Annotated in this window: 13 protein-coding genes and 1 pseudogene; 8 read left to right on the top strand and 6 right to left on the bottom strand. The window is 68.0% G+C overall.

Going from position 1 to position 16,779, the window contains the following annotated elements:
* Position 1 precedes the first annotated feature (1 nt).
* Together OG510_RS05480 and OG510_RS05475 are read right to left on the bottom strand one after the other, a co-directional pair.
* Positions 2 to 1,375: an aldehyde dehydrogenase family protein gene (locus OG510_RS05480; protein ID WP_406135581.1), complete on the bottom strand. Its 1,374-nt coding sequence runs from the start codon at positions 1,373 to 1,375 to the stop codon at positions 2 to 4.
* 11 nt (positions 1,376 to 1,386) lie between these two features.
* A complete protein-coding gene (locus tag OG510_RS05475) occupies positions 1,387 to 2,754 on the bottom strand; it encodes a glutamine synthetase family protein (RefSeq protein WP_406135580.1) in 1,368 nt (455 codons plus the stop codon).
* 74 nt (positions 2,755 to 2,828) lie between these two features.
* On the opposite strand from OG510_RS05475, the gene OG510_RS05470 reads away from it, so the two are divergent.
* From OG510_RS05470 to OG510_RS05455, 4 genes are all read left to right on the top strand, one after another.
* The gene (locus OG510_RS05470) at positions 2,829 to 3,560 is read left to right on the top strand and encodes a FadR/GntR family transcriptional regulator (protein ID WP_406135579.1); all 732 of its coding nucleotides are present in this window, start codon (positions 2,829 to 2,831) and stop codon (positions 3,558 to 3,560) included.
* Positions 3,561 to 3,661: 101 nt separating this feature from the next.
* Positions 3,662 to 5,137, top strand: coding sequence for an ethanolamine permease (gene eat, locus OG510_RS05465; RefSeq protein WP_406135578.1), 1,476 nt, complete (start codon positions 3,662 to 3,664; stop codon positions 5,135 to 5,137).
* A gap of 59 nt (positions 5,138 to 5,196) precedes the next feature.
* Positions 5,197 to 5,895, top strand: a complete 699-nt coding sequence (locus OG510_RS05460; protein ID WP_406135577.1) for a gamma-glutamyl-gamma-aminobutyrate hydrolase family protein — start codon at positions 5,197 to 5,199, stop codon at positions 5,893 to 5,895.
* Between the two features lie 113 nt (positions 5,896 to 6,008).
* Positions 6,009 to 6,608 (top strand): HEAT repeat domain-containing protein, encoded by a 600-nt coding sequence (locus tag OG510_RS05455; RefSeq protein WP_406135576.1) that lies wholly within the window; start codon positions 6,009 to 6,011, stop codon positions 6,606 to 6,608.
* A gap of 137 nt (positions 6,609 to 6,745) precedes the next feature.
* Here the strand turns inward: OG510_RS05455 and OG510_RS05450 are convergent, their stop codons facing one another.
* The gene (locus OG510_RS05450) at positions 6,746 to 7,801 is read right to left on the bottom strand and encodes an Rv2578c family radical SAM protein (protein WP_406135574.1); all 1,056 of its coding nucleotides are present in this window, start codon (positions 7,799 to 7,801) and stop codon (positions 6,746 to 6,748) included.
* A gap of 146 nt (positions 7,802 to 7,947) precedes the next feature.
* On the opposite strand from OG510_RS05450, the gene OG510_RS05445 reads away from it, so the two are divergent.
* From OG510_RS05445 to OG510_RS05430, 4 genes and pseudogenes are all read left to right on the top strand, one after another.
* Positions 7,948 to 8,391: an SRPBCC family protein gene (locus OG510_RS05445; RefSeq protein ID WP_406135573.1), complete on the top strand. Its 444-nt coding sequence runs from the start codon at positions 7,948 to 7,950 to the stop codon at positions 8,389 to 8,391.
* A 261-nt stretch (positions 8,392 to 8,652) separates the two neighbouring features.
* Positions 8,653 to 11,058 carry an MFS transporter gene (locus OG510_RS05440; protein ID WP_406135572.1) on the top strand — a complete coding sequence of 802 codons (2,406 nt, stop codon included), beginning with the start codon at positions 8,653 to 8,655 and terminating at the stop codon, positions 11,056 to 11,058.
* A gap of 195 nt (positions 11,059 to 11,253) precedes the next feature.
* A pseudogene (locus tag OG510_RS05435) lies at positions 11,254 to 12,509 on the top strand (IS256 family transposase).
* 94 nt (positions 12,510 to 12,603) lie between these two features.
* Complete coding sequence (locus OG510_RS05430) at positions 12,604 to 13,059, top strand: GNAT family N-acetyltransferase (protein ID WP_406135570.1); 456 nt, start codon at positions 12,604 to 12,606, stop codon at positions 13,057 to 13,059.
* A gap of 307 nt (positions 13,060 to 13,366) precedes the next feature.
* Here OG510_RS05430 and OG510_RS05425 read toward each other — a convergent pair whose 3' ends face one another.
* The 3 genes from OG510_RS05425 to OG510_RS05415 form a co-directional block, all read right to left on the bottom strand.
* Positions 13,367 to 13,603 carry a hypothetical protein gene (locus OG510_RS05425; RefSeq protein ID WP_406135569.1) on the bottom strand — a complete coding sequence of 79 codons (237 nt, stop codon included), beginning with the start codon at positions 13,601 to 13,603 and terminating at the stop codon, positions 13,367 to 13,369.
* A 56-nt stretch (positions 13,604 to 13,659) separates the two neighbouring features.
* Positions 13,660 to 14,463, bottom strand: a complete 804-nt coding sequence (locus OG510_RS05420; RefSeq protein ID WP_406135568.1) for a hypothetical protein — start codon at positions 14,461 to 14,463, stop codon at positions 13,660 to 13,662.
* A gap of 229 nt (positions 14,464 to 14,692) precedes the next feature.
* Positions 14,693 to 16,765 (bottom strand): hypothetical protein, encoded by a 2,073-nt coding sequence (locus OG510_RS05415; RefSeq protein WP_406135567.1) that lies wholly within the window; start codon positions 16,763 to 16,765, stop codon positions 14,693 to 14,695.
* Between the last annotated feature and the right edge of the window lie 14 nt (positions 16,766 to 16,779).

Here is a 16,779-nt window from a genome sequence, read left to right as displayed (position 1 = left end):
TTCAGTACTCCTCGGATGCGATGAAGACGTTCTTGGTCTCGGTGAAGGCGGACAGCGCGTCCGGGCCCAGCTCACGGCCGAGCCCGGACTGTTTGAAACCGCCGAAGGGGGTCGAATAGCGCACGCTGCTGTGGGAGTTGACGGACAGATTGCCTGCCGCGACGGCGCGCGAGACCCGCAGCGCCCGGCCGACGTCGCGGGTCCACAGGGAGCCGGAGAGCCCGTAGTCGGTGGCGTTGGCGAGGCGGACCGCTTCGGCCTCGTCGTCGAAGGGGAGGACGACGGCGACCGGGCCGAAGATCTCCTCGACGGCCGTACGGTCGTCGGGCCGCCCTTCCAGGACGGTGGCCGGGTACCAGAACCCCTTGCCCGTGGGGGCATCGCCGCGGATGGCGGCCGGGGCCTCCTCGCGGACGTAGGACCGTACCCGTTCGCGCTGGGCGGCGGAGATCAACGGCCCCATCAGGGTGGCGGGATCGGTGGGATCGCCGACGGTGAACGCCTTGACCGCGGGCTCCAGCAGCTCCATGTACCGGTCGTAGACCTGGCGTTGGACGAGGATGCGGCTGCGGGCGCAGCAGTCCTGGCCGGTGTTGTCGAGGAAGGAGCCGGGGGTGGCGGCAGCGGCGGCCTCGATGTCGGCGTCGGCGAAGACGATGTTGGGGCTCTTGCCGCCCAGCTCCAGGGTCAGCCGCTTGGTCCGCTCCGCGCAGCGGGCCGCGATCCGCCGGCCCGTCGCGGTGGAGCCGGTGAAGACGACCTTGGCGACGCCCGGGTGGTCGACGAGGGCGGCCCCGGTGACCGGGCCCTCGCCCGGCAGGACCTGGAAGAGGCCGTCGGGCAGCCCGGCGTCCAGTGCGTACTGCGCGAGCCGCAGCGCGGTGAGCGGGGTGGTCTCGGCGGGTTTGAGGAGCACCGCGTTACCGGCCGCGAGGGCGGGGGCCGCGCCCCAGGCGGCGATCGGCATCGGGAAGTTCCAGGGGGCGATCACGGCGACGACGCCGAGCGGCTCCTGGAAGGTGACGTTCAGGCCGCCCGCGACGGGGATCTGGGCGCCGTTGAGGCGCTCCACTCCGCCGGCGGCGTACTCCAGCAGGTCGCGGACGTTACCCGCTTCCCACTCGGCGTTGCCCAGCGGGTGGCCGGCCTCCTGCACCTCGAGGCGGGCCAGCGGTCCGCGGTGGGCGTCCACCACGTCGGCGAACCGGCGCAGCAGGCGCGCCCGGTCGGCGGGTGCCAGGGCGGCCCATCCGGCCTGGGCGGCGGCGGCCCGCCGGACCGCCGTGTCGACCTCGGCGGGGGATGTGGTGGGCACGGTGGCCACCAGGTCCTCGTTCGCCGGATTGATGATGTCCAGCTCATGCACTGTGACCATGTGGTTGTTCCTCACATGCGCTCGAAGGAGCGGAAGCGTTCCCAGTCGGTGACGGCCGCGTCGTAGGCGTCCTGTTCGACGCGGGCCATATGGCGGTAGTGGTCGACGACCTCGTCGCCGAAGGCCGCCCGGGCGATCGGGCTGTTCTCCCAGCGCTCGGCGGCCTCGCGGAGCGTGGTGGGGACGTGGGCGGCGTCGCTGCTGTAGGCGTTGCCGGTGCACGGCTCGGGGAGTTCCAGCTCGTTCTCCACCCCGTACAGACCGGCCGCGACCATCGCCGCGACCGCCAGATAGGGGTTCACATCGCCGCCCGGCAGCCGGTTCTCCAGGCGGTGCGAGCGGCCGTGGCCGATCACCCGCAGGGCGCAGGTCCGGTTGTCCGGGCCCCAGGCGACGGCGGTGGGCGCGAAGGAACCGGCGCGGAAACGCTTGTACGAGTTGATGTTCGGGGCGTAGAAGAGCGTGAAGTCCCGCATGGCGGCGATCTGGCCGGCCAGGAAGTGCCGCATCACGTCCGACATGCCGTACGGGCCGGTGTCGTCGGCCAGTACGGGCCGGCCGTCCGCGTCCTGCAGCGACAGGTGGATGTGGCAGGAGTTGCCCTCCCGCTCGTCGTACTTGGCCATGAAGGTGAGCGACATGCCCTCCTGGGCCGCGATCTCCTTGGCGCCGGTCTTGTAGACGCTGTGCTGGTCGCAGGTGGTGAGCGCCTCGTCGTAGACGAACACGATCTCGTGCTGGCCGAGGTTGCACTCGCCCTTGGCCGACTCGACGGTCAGGCCGGCCGCGCCCATCTCGTTGCGGATACGGCGCAGCAGCGGCTCGACACGGCCGGTCCCGAGCACCGAGTAGTCGGCGTTGTACTGGTTGGCCGGGTTCATGTGGCGGTAGCCGCGTGACCAGCCGTCCTCGTAGGTGTTCTTGAAGACCATGAACTCCAGCTCGGTGCCCGCGTAGGCGCTCCAGCCCCGCCCGGCGAGCCGGTCGAGCTGACGGCGCAGGATCTGCCGGGGCGACGCGGTGACCGGCGAGCGGTCGTGCCAGGCCAGGTCGGCGGTGATCAGCGCAGTGCCGGGGTTCCAGGGGGTACGGCGCAGGGTGGCGGGGTCGCCGTGCATGGCGAAATCGCCGTAACCGCGCTCCCAGGAGGACATCTCGTAACCGTCGACGGTGTTCAGGTCCACGTCCACGGCGAGGAGGTAGTTGCAGCCCTCCGTGCCGTGTTCGAGGACGGTGTCGAGGAAGTAGCGGGCGGCGAACCGCTTGCCCTGGAGCCTGCCTTGCATATCGGTGAAGGCGAGGACGACAGTGTCGATCTCTCCGGTGTCCACGAGCGCTCTGAGCGCATCGGCCGAGAGTGGGGGCGTGCGGTCAGCCACGGTACTGCCTCCTGTCACTGCATCCGGAGGTCATAAGGTATGCGCGTGAACCATTGATTGGGAAGGTGTTGGTGATGGACGGTGCGTTGGACCGGCTCGCGCCCGTGCTGCGGCCGGTGCGGGCGGGCAACGGTTTCGAGGAGGCGCTGGAGCAGATACTCCAGACGGTCCGGCTCGGTCTGGTCCCCCAGGGCGAACGGCTGCCGTCCGAAAGGGAGTTGGCCGAGCGGCTGCGGATCAGCAGGGTGACGCTGCGTGAGGTGCTGAAGGTCCTGCAGGACCAGGGTCTGGTGGAGGCCAGGCGGGGGCGGTACGGCGGCACGTTCGTCCGGGTGCGTACGGAGAATCCCGGCGAGGCCGAACTGCGGCGCCGGATCGGGCGGACCGACGTCGAGGACGTGCTGCGGTTCCGTGAGGTGCTGGAGGTCGGCGCGGCCGGGCTGTGCGCCACGCACGGGCTGACCGGAGCGGAGAGCGACCGGCTGCGCTCCGCGCTGGCGGCGACCCAGGACGCGCCGCTGGCCGAGTACCGCAGACGCGACACGATGCTGCATCTGACGCTGGCGGAGCTGTCCGGTTCGGCGTCGCTTGCGGCCCAGTACGCGGCGGTGCGGTCGGGCGTGAACGATCTGCTGGACTGCATTCCGCTCCTGGTGCGGAATCTGGAGCATTCGCAGACCCAGCACAGCGCCGTGGTCGACGCGGTTCTCGAGGGCGACGCGGACGGGGCGCGCGAGGTGATGCGCGAGCACTGCTGCGGCACCGCCGCCCTCCTGCGCGGATTCCTGACCTCGCCCGCGCCCTGACGGTCCATTGCCGCACGGGGTCTTGCGCCGGAGCGATCGGGCAGCAAAGGTATGCCGCTGAACCTTTACTCCGATCCCCAGCGGCGAGGCAGGAGCGGCTCATGGCCGACAGCGAGGAAACCGCACGGACCGCACCTCCCCTTCCGCCCCCGGGCGGCCGGGCATCGCCCGAAGACACCTATCTGGAGCGCCGCGCGCTGCGCCGCGGCAGCGCAGGGCCCCTGCTGCTGACCGGCCTGGGTGTCGCCTATGTCGTATCGGGAGACTTCTCCGGCTGGAACAACGGCCTGGCGCAGGGCGGTTTCGGTGGTCTGGCGATCGCCGCCGTCCTGATGGGCCTGATGTACACCTGTCTGGTCTTCGCGCTGGCGGAGCTGTCCTCGATCCTGCCGACCGCGGGCGGCGGTTACGGCTTCGCCCGGCGCGCGCTGGGTACCTGGGGCGGCTTTCTGACCGGAACCGCGATCCTGATCGAATACGTGCTGGCGCCCGCCGCGATAGCCATCTTCCTCGGCGACTACGTCGAGGCGCTCGGCCTGTTCGGCCTGCACTCGGGCTGGCCGGTCTATCTCGCCTGCTTCGTGATCTTCATCGGCATCCATCTGTGGGGCGTCGGCGAGGCGCTGCGGTTCAGCCTGGTCGTCACCGCGATAGCCGTCGCCGCGATCGTCGTCTTCGCGGTGGCCGCGTTCACCGGCTTCCAGGTGGACACGCTCAACGACATCCCGGTACGCGGCGGCGCCCTCGGGGCCAACTCCTGGCTGCCGTTCGGTGTGCTGGGCATCTGGGCGGCCTTCCCGTTCGGCATGTGGTTCTTCCTCGGCGTCGAGGGCGTACCGCTGGCCGCCGAGGAGACCAAGGACCCGGCCCGCGTCCTGCCGAAGGCGATGGCCGCCGCGATGGGCGTGCTGCTGCTGCTCGCCCTGGTCACCTTCACCGCGGCGACCGGCGCCCGCGGCTCCGCCGCGATCCAGTCCGTGGGCGATCCACTGGTCCACGCGCTGCAGCCGCACGGCGATCCGACCGTGGTCAGCCGGATCGTCAACTACGCGGGTCTCGCGGGCCTGGTCGCCTCGTTCTTCTCCCTGATCTTCGCCGGCTCCCGGCAGCTCTTCGCGCTCTCCAGGGCCGGCTACCTGCCCCGTTTCCTCTCTCTCACCAGCCGCCGCAAGGCGCCCTATCTCGGCCTGCTGATCCCCGGCGTACTCGGCTTCGCGCTCGCGGCGGCCACCGGTGACGGCGCCCGGATGCTGAACGTCGCGGTTTTCGGCGCCACCATCTCGTACGCGCTGATGTCCCTTTCGCACATCGTGCTGCGCCGCCGCGAGCCCGGACTGCACCGCCCGTACCGCACCCCAGGCGGCGCACTCACCTCGTCCGTCGCCTTCGTGCTCGCCTGCTCGGCGCTGGTGGCGACCTTCCTGGTCGACAAGGAGGCGGCCTTCATCGCGCTGGGTGTCTACGGCGTGGCGCTGGCCTACTTCGCCTGCTACTCCCGCCACCGTCTGGTGGCCGCGGCGCCCGAGGAGGAATTCGCGGCGCTGGCGGCGGCCGAGGCCGAACTCGAACGCGACTGACACCCGGCGGACCGCACGCCGGACCGCCGGCCCCCCACACCCACGCACGGAGGAGCCCGATGTCCCAGCCGCTGATCGGCATCAGCACGTATCTGGAGGACGCCAGGTGGGGGGTGTGGTCGCTGCCCGCCGCGCTGCTGCCCGCCGGTTACCACCGGATGGTGCAGCGCGCGGGCGGGCTCGCGGTGCTGCTGCCGCCGGACGACCCATCGGCCGCGGCGGCGACTCTCGCCCGCCTGGACGGGCTGGTGATCGCCGGCGGCGCGGACGTCGAGCCCGTCCGCTACGGTGCGGCCGCGCACCCGATGACCGGGCCGCCTGCCCAGGAGCGGGACACCTGGGAACTGGCCCTGATCGAGGCCGCGCTGGAGAGCGGCCTACCGCTGCTCGGCATCTGCCGGGGACTGCAACTGCTGAACGTGGCGCTGGGCGGCACCCTCGTCCAGCACCTCGACCAGCACGCGGGCCCGCCCGGCGTCTTCGACCGGCATGTCGTCGAGCCGGTCCCGGGGACGCTGCTGGGCCGGACGCTGCCCGAGCCGGTGTCCGTGCCGACCTACCACCATCAGGCGGCGGACCGGCTCGGGCGCGGGCTGCTCGCTTCGGCCCATGCGCAGGACGGCACCGTCGAGGCGCTGGAACTGCCCGGCGCGCGCGGGTTCGCGCTGGCCGTGCAGTGGCATCCGGAGGCCGGGGACGACACACGGGTGATGGCCGCACTGGTGGCGGCGGCGCGCACCGGGACAGCCGTGCGGTGAGAGCCGTACGGTGAAGAGGCGGCCCTCGTACGGGCGTTCACAGGCGTACCCCCCGTCCGGCCGTGAAAGCCGTCTGCCCCTCATGGCCGCGGCCCCGGCATTACGCTTCCGGCATGGACGAGGCTTCCGGCACGGACGAGGATGCGCGGGCGTTCACCGACCGGCTGCGCCGCGAGGCCGGGGGCTCGGTGGCGTACGAACGGCTGGCCGTCTCCGCGGATCCGGAGGAGCTGGCCGGGGTCCTGACCGAGCCGGGACAGCCTTTGTGGGCCAGGGAGCTGGCGGCGTTCCGGCTCGGCTGCGCCGGGGACCGCCGGGCCTTCGAGGCGCTCGTGCTGCTGCTCAACCACCGCGACCCGGAGCGCTGCGTTCCGGCGGCCCGCGCGCTCGCCCGCCTCGGCGACCCGCGCACCGCCCGCGCGGCCGCCGCCCTCGCGACCAACCCCCTGCGTACGGCCTACGCGCTGCAACCGGTGCGGCTGCTCACGGAGTTGCGGGCGCCCGAGTCCGCGCCCGCGCTGATCCGTACGCTGGCCCCGCTGCTGACCCCCGACGGCCCGCATCCGCGCGTCGCGCTGGCCTGCGTCGAGGGGCTGGGGCGGCTCGGCGACCCGCGAGCCAGGCCCGTGCTCGAAGCGGCGCTGACCCGCCCCGAGCTGCACGCAGCGGCGTCCCGCGCGCTGCGGCTGCTGGCCGAAGCGGCTGCCGGCTGACGCGGTGCCGGCTGACGCGCGTGCCGGCTGGTGCACGTGCAGGCTGATGCGCGTGCCGGCCGACGCGGCTGCCGACCTGCCCGGCTTACTGCTGCCCGGCGCCCCGCGTGGACCGAGCCCTCCGCACACCGCCGGGATCAGATCAGCGTCAGCTGAGTGGGCACCGCGGGCTCGGGCTCCTGCGGTACGGGTATCCGGCGCGGCATACCGCGCTGGGCCGGGCCGATGCCGTACTCGGCGGCCAGTTCGTGCACCTGGCGGGTGATCCGGCGCTGGTACCACTTGGGGGCGTACGCCCCCGCCGCGTACAACCGCTCGTAGCGCCTGACCAGATGCGGATGGTGCTCGCCGAGCCAGGACATGAACCACTCGCGTGCGCCGGGCCGCAGATGCAGGACGAGCGGGGTCACCGAGGTCGCCCCGGAGGCCGCGACGGCGCGGACCGTGGCGCGCAGCTGGTCCGGGTGGTCGCCGAGGAACGGGATCACCGGCGCCATCAGCACCCCGCAGCCGATTCCGGCGTCGGTCAGGGTGCGTACGGCGTCGAGCCTGCGCCGCGGTGCGGGGGTGCCGGGCTCCACCGTGCACCACAGCTCCTCGTCCACGAAGCCGACCGAGACCGAGACACCGACATCGGTGACCCGCGCGGCCTGCTGGAGCAGCTCCAGGTCGCGCAGGATCAGCGTGCCCTTGGTCAGGATGCTGAACGGGTTCGCGTAGTCGCGCAGCGTCGAGATGATGCCCGGCATCAGCCCGTACCGCCCCTCGGCCCGCTGGTAGCAGTCGACGTTGGTGCCCATCGCGATGTGCGCGCCCTGCCACTGGCGGGAGCCGAGCCTGGCGCGCAGCAGCTCGGGGGCGTTGGTCTTCACGACGATCTGTGAGTCGAAGCCGAGGCCGGTGTCGAGGTCCAGATAGCTGTGGGTCTTCCTCGCGAAGCAGTAGACGCAGGCGTGACTGCAGCCCCGGTACGGATTGACCGTCCATTCGAACGGCATACGGGAGGCGCCGGGCACCCGGTTCACGATCGAACGGGCCCGCACCTCGTGGAAGGTGATCCCGCGGAACTCCGGGGTGTCGAAGGTGCGGGTGGTCACGGATTCCGCTCCGAACAGCGCGGCCTTCTCGCCGGTCCCGCCGCCCTCGGCTGTGCGGTTGTCCCCGCCGTTCTCGGTCAGCTGGTCCCAGCGCATGGCGCCTCCTCGATAGCACGTACCCTTGAATAGAACACCTGTTCCCATGATTCGCGCAACCCGGATTTCCGTGCCCGCACCCGAGGTGGTTGGCTCAGGGCGCGGTTCATCACACCGACTGAAGAACGACAGCTGGAGGAACTGGTATGGCGCAGGTAGAGGCCACCACGGAGCGGATCATCGGGGCCGACGCGGAGACGGTGTTCGACGCGCTCGCCGACTACACCGGTACGCGCGAGAAGCTCCTGCCCGGGCACTTCAGCGAGTACGAGGTCCGGGAGGGCGGCGACGGTGACGGCACACTCGTCCACTGGAAGCTGCAGGCCACCAGCAAGCGCATCCGGGACTGCCTGCTGGAGGTGACCGAGCCGACCGACGGACAGCTCGTCGAGAAGGACCGGAACTCCTCCATGGTGACCACCTGGACCGTCACCCCCGCCGGCGAGGGCAAGTCGAAGACCGTCGTCTCCACGGTGTGGAACGGCGCCGGCGGCATCGGCGGATTCTTCGAGAAGACCTTCGCGCCCAAGGGCCTCGGCCGCATCTACGACGAGCTGCTCACCAAGCTCGAAGCAGAAGTGGCCAAGTAGCCCGCTCCGCCCGCCGCTCCTGCCGTTTCCGCCGTTTCCGCCGCTTCCGACGGGCCGTCCGGTCCACCGCGTAACCCCTTCGGGCGGAAATGATGCTCACCGGTTCGAGTGGTTTTCCGTACGGCCCAGTTGTGCGCCGTAGGGGCTCCCACCGGCACAGAAGCCCCCGGCGTGCGCCTCGCGCGCCAATCGTCGCGCTTGCACCCCCTTGTCGCCGAATGCGAGAAAAGGGCGGCGCAGGCGCGACGAGGGGAGCGGTACGTGGGTGGAATCACTCTGGTGAAGGACGGTCCGGACGGGCAGACCGATGTCCTGACGGAAGCGGTGACCGTCCCGCTCCCACCACCCCCCGCTGCGGGGGAGCAGCCCGAACTCAGCCCCGGCCGGGTGCGGATGGTCTTCTTCGGGCTGATGCTGACGCTGCTGCTCGCGGCCCTCGACCAGATGATCGTGGCGACAGCGCTGCCGAAGATCGTCGGTGAACTGCACGGCCTGGACAAGATGTCCTGGGCCGTCACGGCGTATCTCCTCGCCTCCACGATCGGCCTGCCGGTCTACGGCAAGCTCGGGGACCTCTTCGGCCGCAAGAGCATCTTCATGTTCGCGATCATCGTCTTCGTGATCGGCTCGGCGCTGGCCGGCTGGTCCCGGACGATGAACGAACTCATCGCCTTCCGCGCCGTCCAGGGCATCGGGGGCGGCGGTCTCATGATCGGCGTGCAGGCGATCATCGGGGACATCGTGCCGCCGCGCGAACGCGGCCGCTTCATGGGGCTGATCGGCGCGGTCTTCGGGCTCGCCTCCGTGGCCGGGCCGCTCATCGGCGGGTTCTTCACCGATCACGCCTCCTGGCGCTGGTGCTTCTACATCAACGTGCCGTTCGGCCTGGTCACCCTGGCCGTCATCGCGGCCGTACTCAAACTGCCGAAGCCGACGGCCAAGCCGCGCCTGGACATCCTCGGCGCGCTGCTGCTGGCCGCCACGTCGACCTGTCTGGTGCTGCTGACGACGTGGGGCGGCACCGAGTACGCCTGGGGCTCGCGCCCCATCGTGGGACTGGCCGCCGGGTGCGCCGTGACCGCCCTGCTCTTCCTGGCCGTCGAGCACCGCGCGCCCGAACCGATCATCCCGCTGCGGCTGTTCCGCGACTCGATCTTCAATGTGACGGCGCTCGTCGGGGCCGTCGTGGGCGTCGCGCTCTTCGGCGCCGCCAGCTATCTGCCGACCTTCCTCCAGATGGTCGACGGCGCCAGTGCCACCGAGTCGGGGCTCTTCATGCTGCCGATGATGGGCGGCGTCGTCATCGCCTCCATCGTCTCGGGGCAGCTGACCAGCCGCACCGGGCGGTACAAGATCTTTCCGCTGCTCGGCTGTGCGATCTCGGCGGTCGGGATGTGGCTGCTCTCGCGGCTGGAGACGGACACCCCGCAGCTCACGTACAGCGTCTGGATGGCCGTCCTTGGCATCGGCATCGGGCTGATCATGTCGATCCTGGTGCTGGCCGTGCAGAACTCCGTGGCACCCCGCGACCTCGGCACCGCCACCAGCGCCAACAACTACTTCCGGCAGATCGGCGGCAGCGTCGGCGCGGCCGTCTTCGGCGCGCTCTTCGCGGGCCGCCTCACGGACGCGCTCAAGACCCGCCTGCCGTCCGGCGCGCGGCTGCCCGACCCCGAGTCGATCACCCCGCAGCTGGTCCGCACGCTGCCGCCCGCGCTGCGGGACGGCTACATCCGGGCGTACGCCGACGCCATGCCCCGGATCTTCCTCTACCTCGTGCCGGTGCTCGTGCTCGGCCTGCTCATCGCCTTCTTCCTCAAGGAGAAACCGCTGGTGTCCCATAACGCCCCCGCAGCCGCACCGGATGCGTCCGTACCCGCAGCCCGCGCCCCGGAAGCCCCGTACGTCCCGGGCGTGCCCGTCTGCGGGACCGTCCAGCACTACGACGGATCCACCGTGCCGCGCGCGGCACTCACCCTCATCGACATCACCGGGCGCCAGATCGGGCGCGGTGCGAGCGGCGAGGACGGGCGGTACGCGCTGAGCGTGCCCGGATCCGGCTCGTACGTCCTCATCGCGGCGGCCGGCGGCCACCAGCCACAGGCCGTCAGCGTGACGGTCGGCGAGCGCCCCGTCGATCTCGACGTGGTCCTCGGCGGCGCCGGACGGCTGGCCGGCACCGTGGTCACCGCGGACGGCACACCCGTGCGGGACGCCGCCGTGACACTCACCGACGTACGCGGTGAGGTCGTCGCCTCCACCCGCAGCGGGCGCGAAGGCGGCTACGTCATCAACGAGTTGGTGGCCGGTGAGTACACCCTCGCCGGCAGCGCCCCCGCCTTCCGCCCCGCCGCGATGCCGGTGAGCGTGCAGGCCGCACGGGAGACCCGGCAGGACGTCGAGCTCGCGGGCGGCGCCCTGTTGCGCGGCACCGTGCGGGCCGGCGGCGGGCGGCCGGTCGAGGACGCTCGGGTGACACTGCTCGACGCCGCGGGAAATGTGGTGGACACCCTCACCACGGGCGCCGACGGCACCTTCCGCTTCGTGGACCTGTCGTCCGGGGAGTACACGGTGATCGCGGCGGGCTACCCGCCCGTCGCCACGGTTCTGCAGGTCGCGGGCGGAGGCCGGACGGAGAGGGACCTTCAATTGGGGCACGAGGACTGATGAGCTGATGTCGAGCGGCCGAGCCGTTGATCCGGGATCGGCCCGCTGTTGTCGCATGGTGAGCCATGGGCAGAGCAATGCTCAAGACCTGTGGATCGGCCTCGGGTTGAACGCGAAGGGCGTACCTTCCCGAGTGATCGATTGATGGTCATCGAGTAGGCCGGTGCGGCGAACACCGGCCGGGAAGGCACGCCTGTGTTCAGCGTAGTCAACGCCGACGGCACCACCGCCAACGGCTCCTCGCTCATCGACGAGATCGTCCGGGAGGGAGCGAGGCGGATGCTCGCCGCCGCGCTGGAGGCCGAAGTTGATGCCTATATAGCCGAGTTGGCTGACGAAATGGATGAGTGTGGGCGGCGGCTCGTGGTCCGCAACGGCCACCACCAGTCCCGCTCGGTGACCACCTCGGCCGGGACCATCCAGGTCAAGGCCCCGCGCGTAAACGACAAGCGCATCGACGAGGCAACCGGCGAGCGCAAGCGATTCAGCTCGGCGATCCTGCCGCCCTGGGCCCGCAAGTCCCCGAAGATCAGCGAAGTACTGCCTCTGCTCTACCTCCACGGCCTGTCCTCGGGTGATTTCGTGCCCGCGCTGGAGCAGTTCCTCGGCTCCTCGGCGGGCCTCTCACCAGCCACGGTGACCCGGCTGACCACCCAGTGGCAGGCCGATCACAAAGCGTTCGGTGAGCGCGATCTGTCCCCACGGACTACGTCTATGTCTGGGCCGACGGCATCCACCTGCGGATACGCCTGGAGGAGGCGAAGGCTGCCGTCCTGGTGGTCATGGGCGTTCGGGCGGACGGCACGAAGGAGCTGATCGCAATGGCGGACGGCTACCGGGAATCATCGGAGTCCTGGGCGAGCCTGCTGCGGGGCTGCCAGCGCAGGGGCATGCATGCCTCGGTCCTCGCCGTCGGCGACGGCGCCCTCGGCTTCTGGAACGCAATCAACGAGGTCTTCCCCGAAACCCGCCACCAAAGGTGCTGGGTTCACAAAACGGCCAACTGCCTCGACAGCCTCCCGAAGTCGGCCCAGCCCGCGGCGAAGAAGGCCATCCAGGACATCTACAACGCCGAGGACAAGGAGCACGCGGCCAAGGCCGTCGCCGCGTTCGCCAAGCAGTACGGGGCGAAGTTCCCCAAGGCCGTCAAGAAGATCGTCGACGACGAGGACGAGCTGCTGGCGTTCTACGACTTCCCGGCCGAGCACTGGATCCACCTACGAACGACGAATCCGATCGAGTCGACCTTCGCGACGGTGCGGCTACGGACGAAAGTCACCAAAGGGGCCGGCTCTCGAGCCGCCGCGCTGGCGATGGTGTTCAAGCTCGTCGAGTCTGCTCACGCCCGCTGGCGAGCCGTGAACGCACCCCACCTCGTCGCCCTCGTGAGGGCCGGCGCCCGCTTCGAACGCGGCCACCTCGTCGAACGCCCCGAAGCTCACGCAGCCTGAAGAGACCCCAACCGACCTGTGAACATTCGCTGCGGGCAGATCGCTGAGGGATGACAAACTCGTCGAACATCCCGACCGAAGAAGGGCGAGCAAAATGAAGATCGTGGTGGACGACCTGTCAGGCTCGGAGATCGCCAGGTTCCTCAACGAGCACGTCCAGCAGATGCGGTCCATCACGCCCTTGGAGAGCAAGCACGCCCTCGATCTCGATGACCTTCGCAAGCCCGAGGTCACGTTCTGGTCGATCGTGGACGGTGACACCGTGGTGGGCTGCGGTGCGATCAAGAAGCTGGACGCGGGGCACGCAGAGCTGAAGTCGATGCGCACCACGCCGACGCGCACGCGAAGCGGGATCGCATCCCGACTGCTGGAACACATCATCACCGAGGCCAAGACCATGGGGTTCACTCGGCTGAGCCTGGAGACCGGCGCAGCCGAGTTCTTCCTGCCCGCCAGAAAGCTCTACGGGAAGTTCGGGTTCATCCAGTGCGAGCCGTTCGCGGGCTACTGGCCCGACCCGAACAGCACGTTCATGACGAAGACCCTCTAAAGAATCTCGATCCACAGGTCTTGACTATTACTCCGAACCCCCCCCGCAGCTCCCCGTCCACGAACGCGCCGTCGTTATCGACGTGGTTCTGGACTCCACGTTCACGCCCCAGGTCGACCCGACTGGCCGGCCATCGTTTGGGAGGGCACTCCGGCCGAGGAGCGCCGCGCGTGGCTCGACGGACAGCTGACCGGCGTTCTTCTGCGCTAGTGCCGTAACGTCCGGCATATCGCGGCCTGGCCACGCGTCGGTTTCTGCCCACGCGTCCAGTGCGTACACGCCGGGCTCTATGAATAGTCGAAGCCAGTCAGCCTGTCCCGTGCATTTTCTTGTCCAGTGCCGCCTGTTTCTTCTGAGCTTGTTCGATTAGCTGCTTCTCTTCGTCAGGAAAAGAAGCGAAGAGGGTCTTGAGTCGCTTCATGTGCCCTTCGTGGTCAGCCCGCCAGTTGTCGGCCTTCGTACCGATCCACGTGTGTGGCAACATCTGTTCAACCTGCTTCATCGCCGACCGGATCGCCGTCACGGCGGTTTCGACTTCGTTCATGTTCTTACGGCATACGTTCTCTAGCCGATCTTCGTCAGGTATACCCACTTTGATCCTTACTTCTCGTAGGCGCGGATGGAGAGTGCGGGCGCCGGGGGCCCCGTCAAGGTGCTGGGGTTTCCCATGGCGAGTACCTGGTCACCACTTTGAACAACAAACCAGGGGATTTGACACGGGGCGTTGAGGGCAGGGAACATTTTGCCTGCCTTGCATGAGGCATGGCCGTTTTCCAGAGTTCCCTTGGCGATGACGACGACGTCACCGGAAGGCGCCAAATGCATGACGTAGGCAGAGGGGCCGGACGGACCTTTGGAAGGGTCCTTGACGGTCTTTGCGTATAGGCCGCCATCATGTGCTGCGGCCATAGTGAGCGCTGTCAGGTTGGAGAGGGGCACCTTTGATCCGGGGATATTCCCACGCAGGGTCAGGGCTCGCGGATTTTTCCCTATTGCCAGAACATGCATGTCCGCGAACGTGTCGCCCTGCAAGTAGACGGTCCCTTTGGCATCGACGATTCCTGCAGTCACACTGTTGGGTGAGGTGTACAGCTTGGTCACCTTGGAGCCCTTGAGCGACCAGGTTTGATCACGGTCCAGAATGATCACCGATCCGTCGGGGCGAACCCCAATAGGATTAGGAGATTCGAAGTGATGCGTGGTATTGAGGTGAGTAGCTATGCCGCGTCGGTTGACTTGGATCAGACCGGTGCCCCCGCCCATAATCAAGCCCCTGTCCGGGGTGGTCGCCATTCCGGATCCGACTCTCTTCTGATCCGTCGGTTTGATCCGGGCGAACTGGCTAACATTCCCATTCGGGGTAATACGTAGCACGGTGATGTCTGATGGATCCTCGGTGTTCATCGTGTAGACGTTCCCGGATCGGTCTGAGGCTACGAAACTACTGCCCGTCGCGCCATCGACAGAGCTGTTGACGTCATACTTTTTGCTGAGTTCACCGGACGCAAAGGCTGATACGTCTCCCTGTTTCGGAACAGGAAATCCAGATCTTTCGTGTTCGGTGTCGCCCCCTGAGCATCCTGCGAGCAGAAGGGTGAACAGAGCAGGCAAGATGAGAGAGTTCGCACGTTTCTTAACTGCCATCGAGAGACTGCGTAGAGTCATTGAATCCATCTTGGAAATCTTTCTGGAAATCTAGCGGTTGGAATTTCTTGAGATCCGCCGGCTGCTTTTCTCCCGCCTGTGCCCACCAAGCTTCGAAGTCTTGAATGTCTGTGGGTCCGGGGGCGACAGTTCCAGTAGCCGGGTCGTACCAAGACCTTCCTGTGGGGATAGGTACTCTGCCCGACCGAATCATTCCCTGTGCTACTGACGGAATGAAAGAGTGATATTGTTTCTTTGCTTCCTTTGGACTGATCCGCTCCTGCTTGTCAGCATTGTCAATGGAGAAAGGGTCGGTCTGCGGGGCGACAATCGTCCGACCCATGAGGACCATGTTCTGGGAGTATTTAAGGCCCTTTTCTGTGACCTTCGCCGCAACGCTCTCTGCCGTCTTGGGGCCCGGCGCGAACCCGAATAGGGTTCCGGCGGTGTTCAGCAGGTTCAGGTTAGTCTGATGTTCTTCATCCTTCTGCTGTGCTGCAGAATACTTGACACCGACCTTCGCCTTCGAGAGCATCCCCGCCGTATTTCCTATATAAGTGAGGTTTCGTGAATAGGCGTCACTTTCTGCGGCGTCCGACACCTTGTTGTGAATGGTGCTATCGAACATGATTGCAGCTTTAGTGTTGCCGTCCCGAACGAACAGCTGCATAACTTTGGTCATGTCTTCTTCGTTGGCAACGAGGAAATGATCCTTGTAGCCCAGTACACCTTCATCGGTCGACAAACCTGTGTTCCCGATGTCGTCAGCCCAGGTCGCAGTGATGCCAGCCAAAGCGACGGCAGTGCCTGTCGGGTACTTCTGGTACTGCTCCTGGCTGTCCGAGTCATCACGCCCGGTGAATGTGTCCTCTTGTTCGGCTGCCGCCTTCAGGATGTTCGCCGCTGCCTGCCCGGACTGGTCCTGGTGGGCAGCGCTGCGGTCGGTGGCGGCTAGCGTCAGGACGCGGCGTACAGGGTCCGAGTCGTCGTGCGGACCATGCTCGCCCGGCGTTTCCCACTTGTAGTCGACCAGTTCCTTGGCGTGGCGCAGCCCGCCGCCGTTCGGTTGTGTGAGCAGATCACGCGAGGCCTCGGGATTCTCGCCGACACGGTCCATCAAGGCGAACGCCGGGTCGTTGGCCTGGATGCCAGCCACGATCTTGTTGTTGGCGCCGTCGTCGTTCGTATAGACGGGGTCCAAGCCGAGAGATTGGTACCAGGCATGCCTGTCGGGACCGCCGGTGTAGCCGTTGTACCCGGCTCCCGGCAGGTACATGGGCCGCATCTCCACCTGCTTGTGGCGCCAGTCGAGCATGGCCCCTCCGACGTCCGACAGTACCTTCGCGTCCCACTGGTCGCCCTTGGGCCCGTACTTGAAGAGCGTCCCGACCGACCACATGTCGCCGCCGGGTGGGTTGGTGAGGGACTTGACGTAGGCTGGGTTCGGCGGGACTTTGCCAGCCTTCTGGTACTTGAAGATCTGGCTGATACCTCGGCCGTACTGGCCGATCAGCTGTGTTGATGCGTGGTTCAGTACCGTGCCGTCGTGCGTACCGTCCTCGATGTGCAGGGCATGACCGACCCTGGCGGCATCTGCGACGCCGCCAGCGGCGGCGAAGGCGGTGAGGTAGGACGGGTCGTTCTGGTGGTCGGCGAGTGACTGCCCGATGGCTGCGATGTCCGCGCGGGAGCCTGTGGCCTTCGGGTCGTCGAGCGCCTTCTTCAGCGTGGCGGCTTCCTGCTTGGCTTCCTTCGCGCTGAGCTTCGAGACACCGTCCATGCCCCAGGGGATGTTGACCATGTCGCCACCCGGAGTGCACAGCCCGATATCTCCGTGCTCCTCCAGGTTGCGGGCCAGATCTGCGCGCTTGGACATGTCGCGAGCGTCATTACCGACGTTATGCGTCTGCTGTGCAATCTGCGACAGATCGAGTCCGCTGTCCCAGTCGCGGAACTTGGCCCGAATGACCGCACCGTGCTTGGCCAGTGCGCCTTCCAGATCCTGGAGGCGATTGGCTAGTTTGCGCACCCGATCTGGATCGACACCGACGTATTCCCCCATGGGTAACTTCCCCT

The sequence above is a fragment of the Streptomyces sp. NBC_01089 genome, from assembly GCF_045162975.1.
Lineage (GTDB): Bacteria > Actinomycetota > Actinomycetes > Streptomycetales > Streptomycetaceae > Streptomyces.
The sequence above is the reverse complement of the archived record's forward strand: the minus strand, read 5'-3'. Positions and strand labels throughout refer to the sequence as shown.

Excerpts from the sequence above, each read along its gene's own strand:
- eat (WP_406135578.1), top strand. The coding sequence starts at position 3,662 with ATGGCCGACAGCGAGGAAACCGCACGGACCGCACCTCCCCTTCCGCCC.
- OG510_RS05450 (WP_406135574.1), bottom strand. The coding sequence starts at position 7,801 with ATGCGCTGGGACCAGCTGACCGAGAACGGCGGGGACAACCGCACAGCC.
- OG510_RS05455 (WP_406135576.1), top strand. The coding sequence starts at position 6,009 with ATGGACGAGGCTTCCGGCACGGACGAGGATGCGCGGGCGTTCACCGAC.
- OG510_RS05470 (WP_406135579.1), top strand. The coding sequence starts at position 2,829 with ATGGACGGTGCGTTGGACCGGCTCGCGCCCGTGCTGCGGCCGGTGCGG.
- OG510_RS05445 (WP_406135573.1), top strand. The coding sequence starts at position 7,948 with ATGGCGCAGGTAGAGGCCACCACGGAGCGGATCATCGGGGCCGACGCG.
- OG510_RS05460 (WP_406135577.1), top strand. The coding sequence starts at position 5,197 with ATGTCCCAGCCGCTGATCGGCATCAGCACGTATCTGGAGGACGCCAGG.
- OG510_RS05430 (WP_406135570.1), top strand. The coding sequence starts at position 12,604 with ATGAAGATCGTGGTGGACGACCTGTCAGGCTCGGAGATCGCCAGGTTC.
- OG510_RS05420 (WP_406135568.1), bottom strand. The coding sequence starts at position 14,463 with ATGAACACCGAGGATCCATCAGACATCACCGTGCTACGTATTACCCCG.
- OG510_RS05425 (WP_406135569.1), bottom strand. The coding sequence starts at position 13,603 with ATGAACGAAGTCGAAACCGCCGTGACGGCGATCCGGTCGGCGATGAAG.
- OG510_RS05480 (WP_406135581.1), bottom strand. The coding sequence starts at position 1,375 with ATGGTCACAGTGCATGAGCTGGACATCATCAATCCGGCGAACGAGGAC.
- OG510_RS05415 (WP_406135567.1), bottom strand. The coding sequence starts at position 16,765 with ATGGGGGAATACGTCGGTGTCGATCCAGATCGGGTGCGCAAACTAGCC.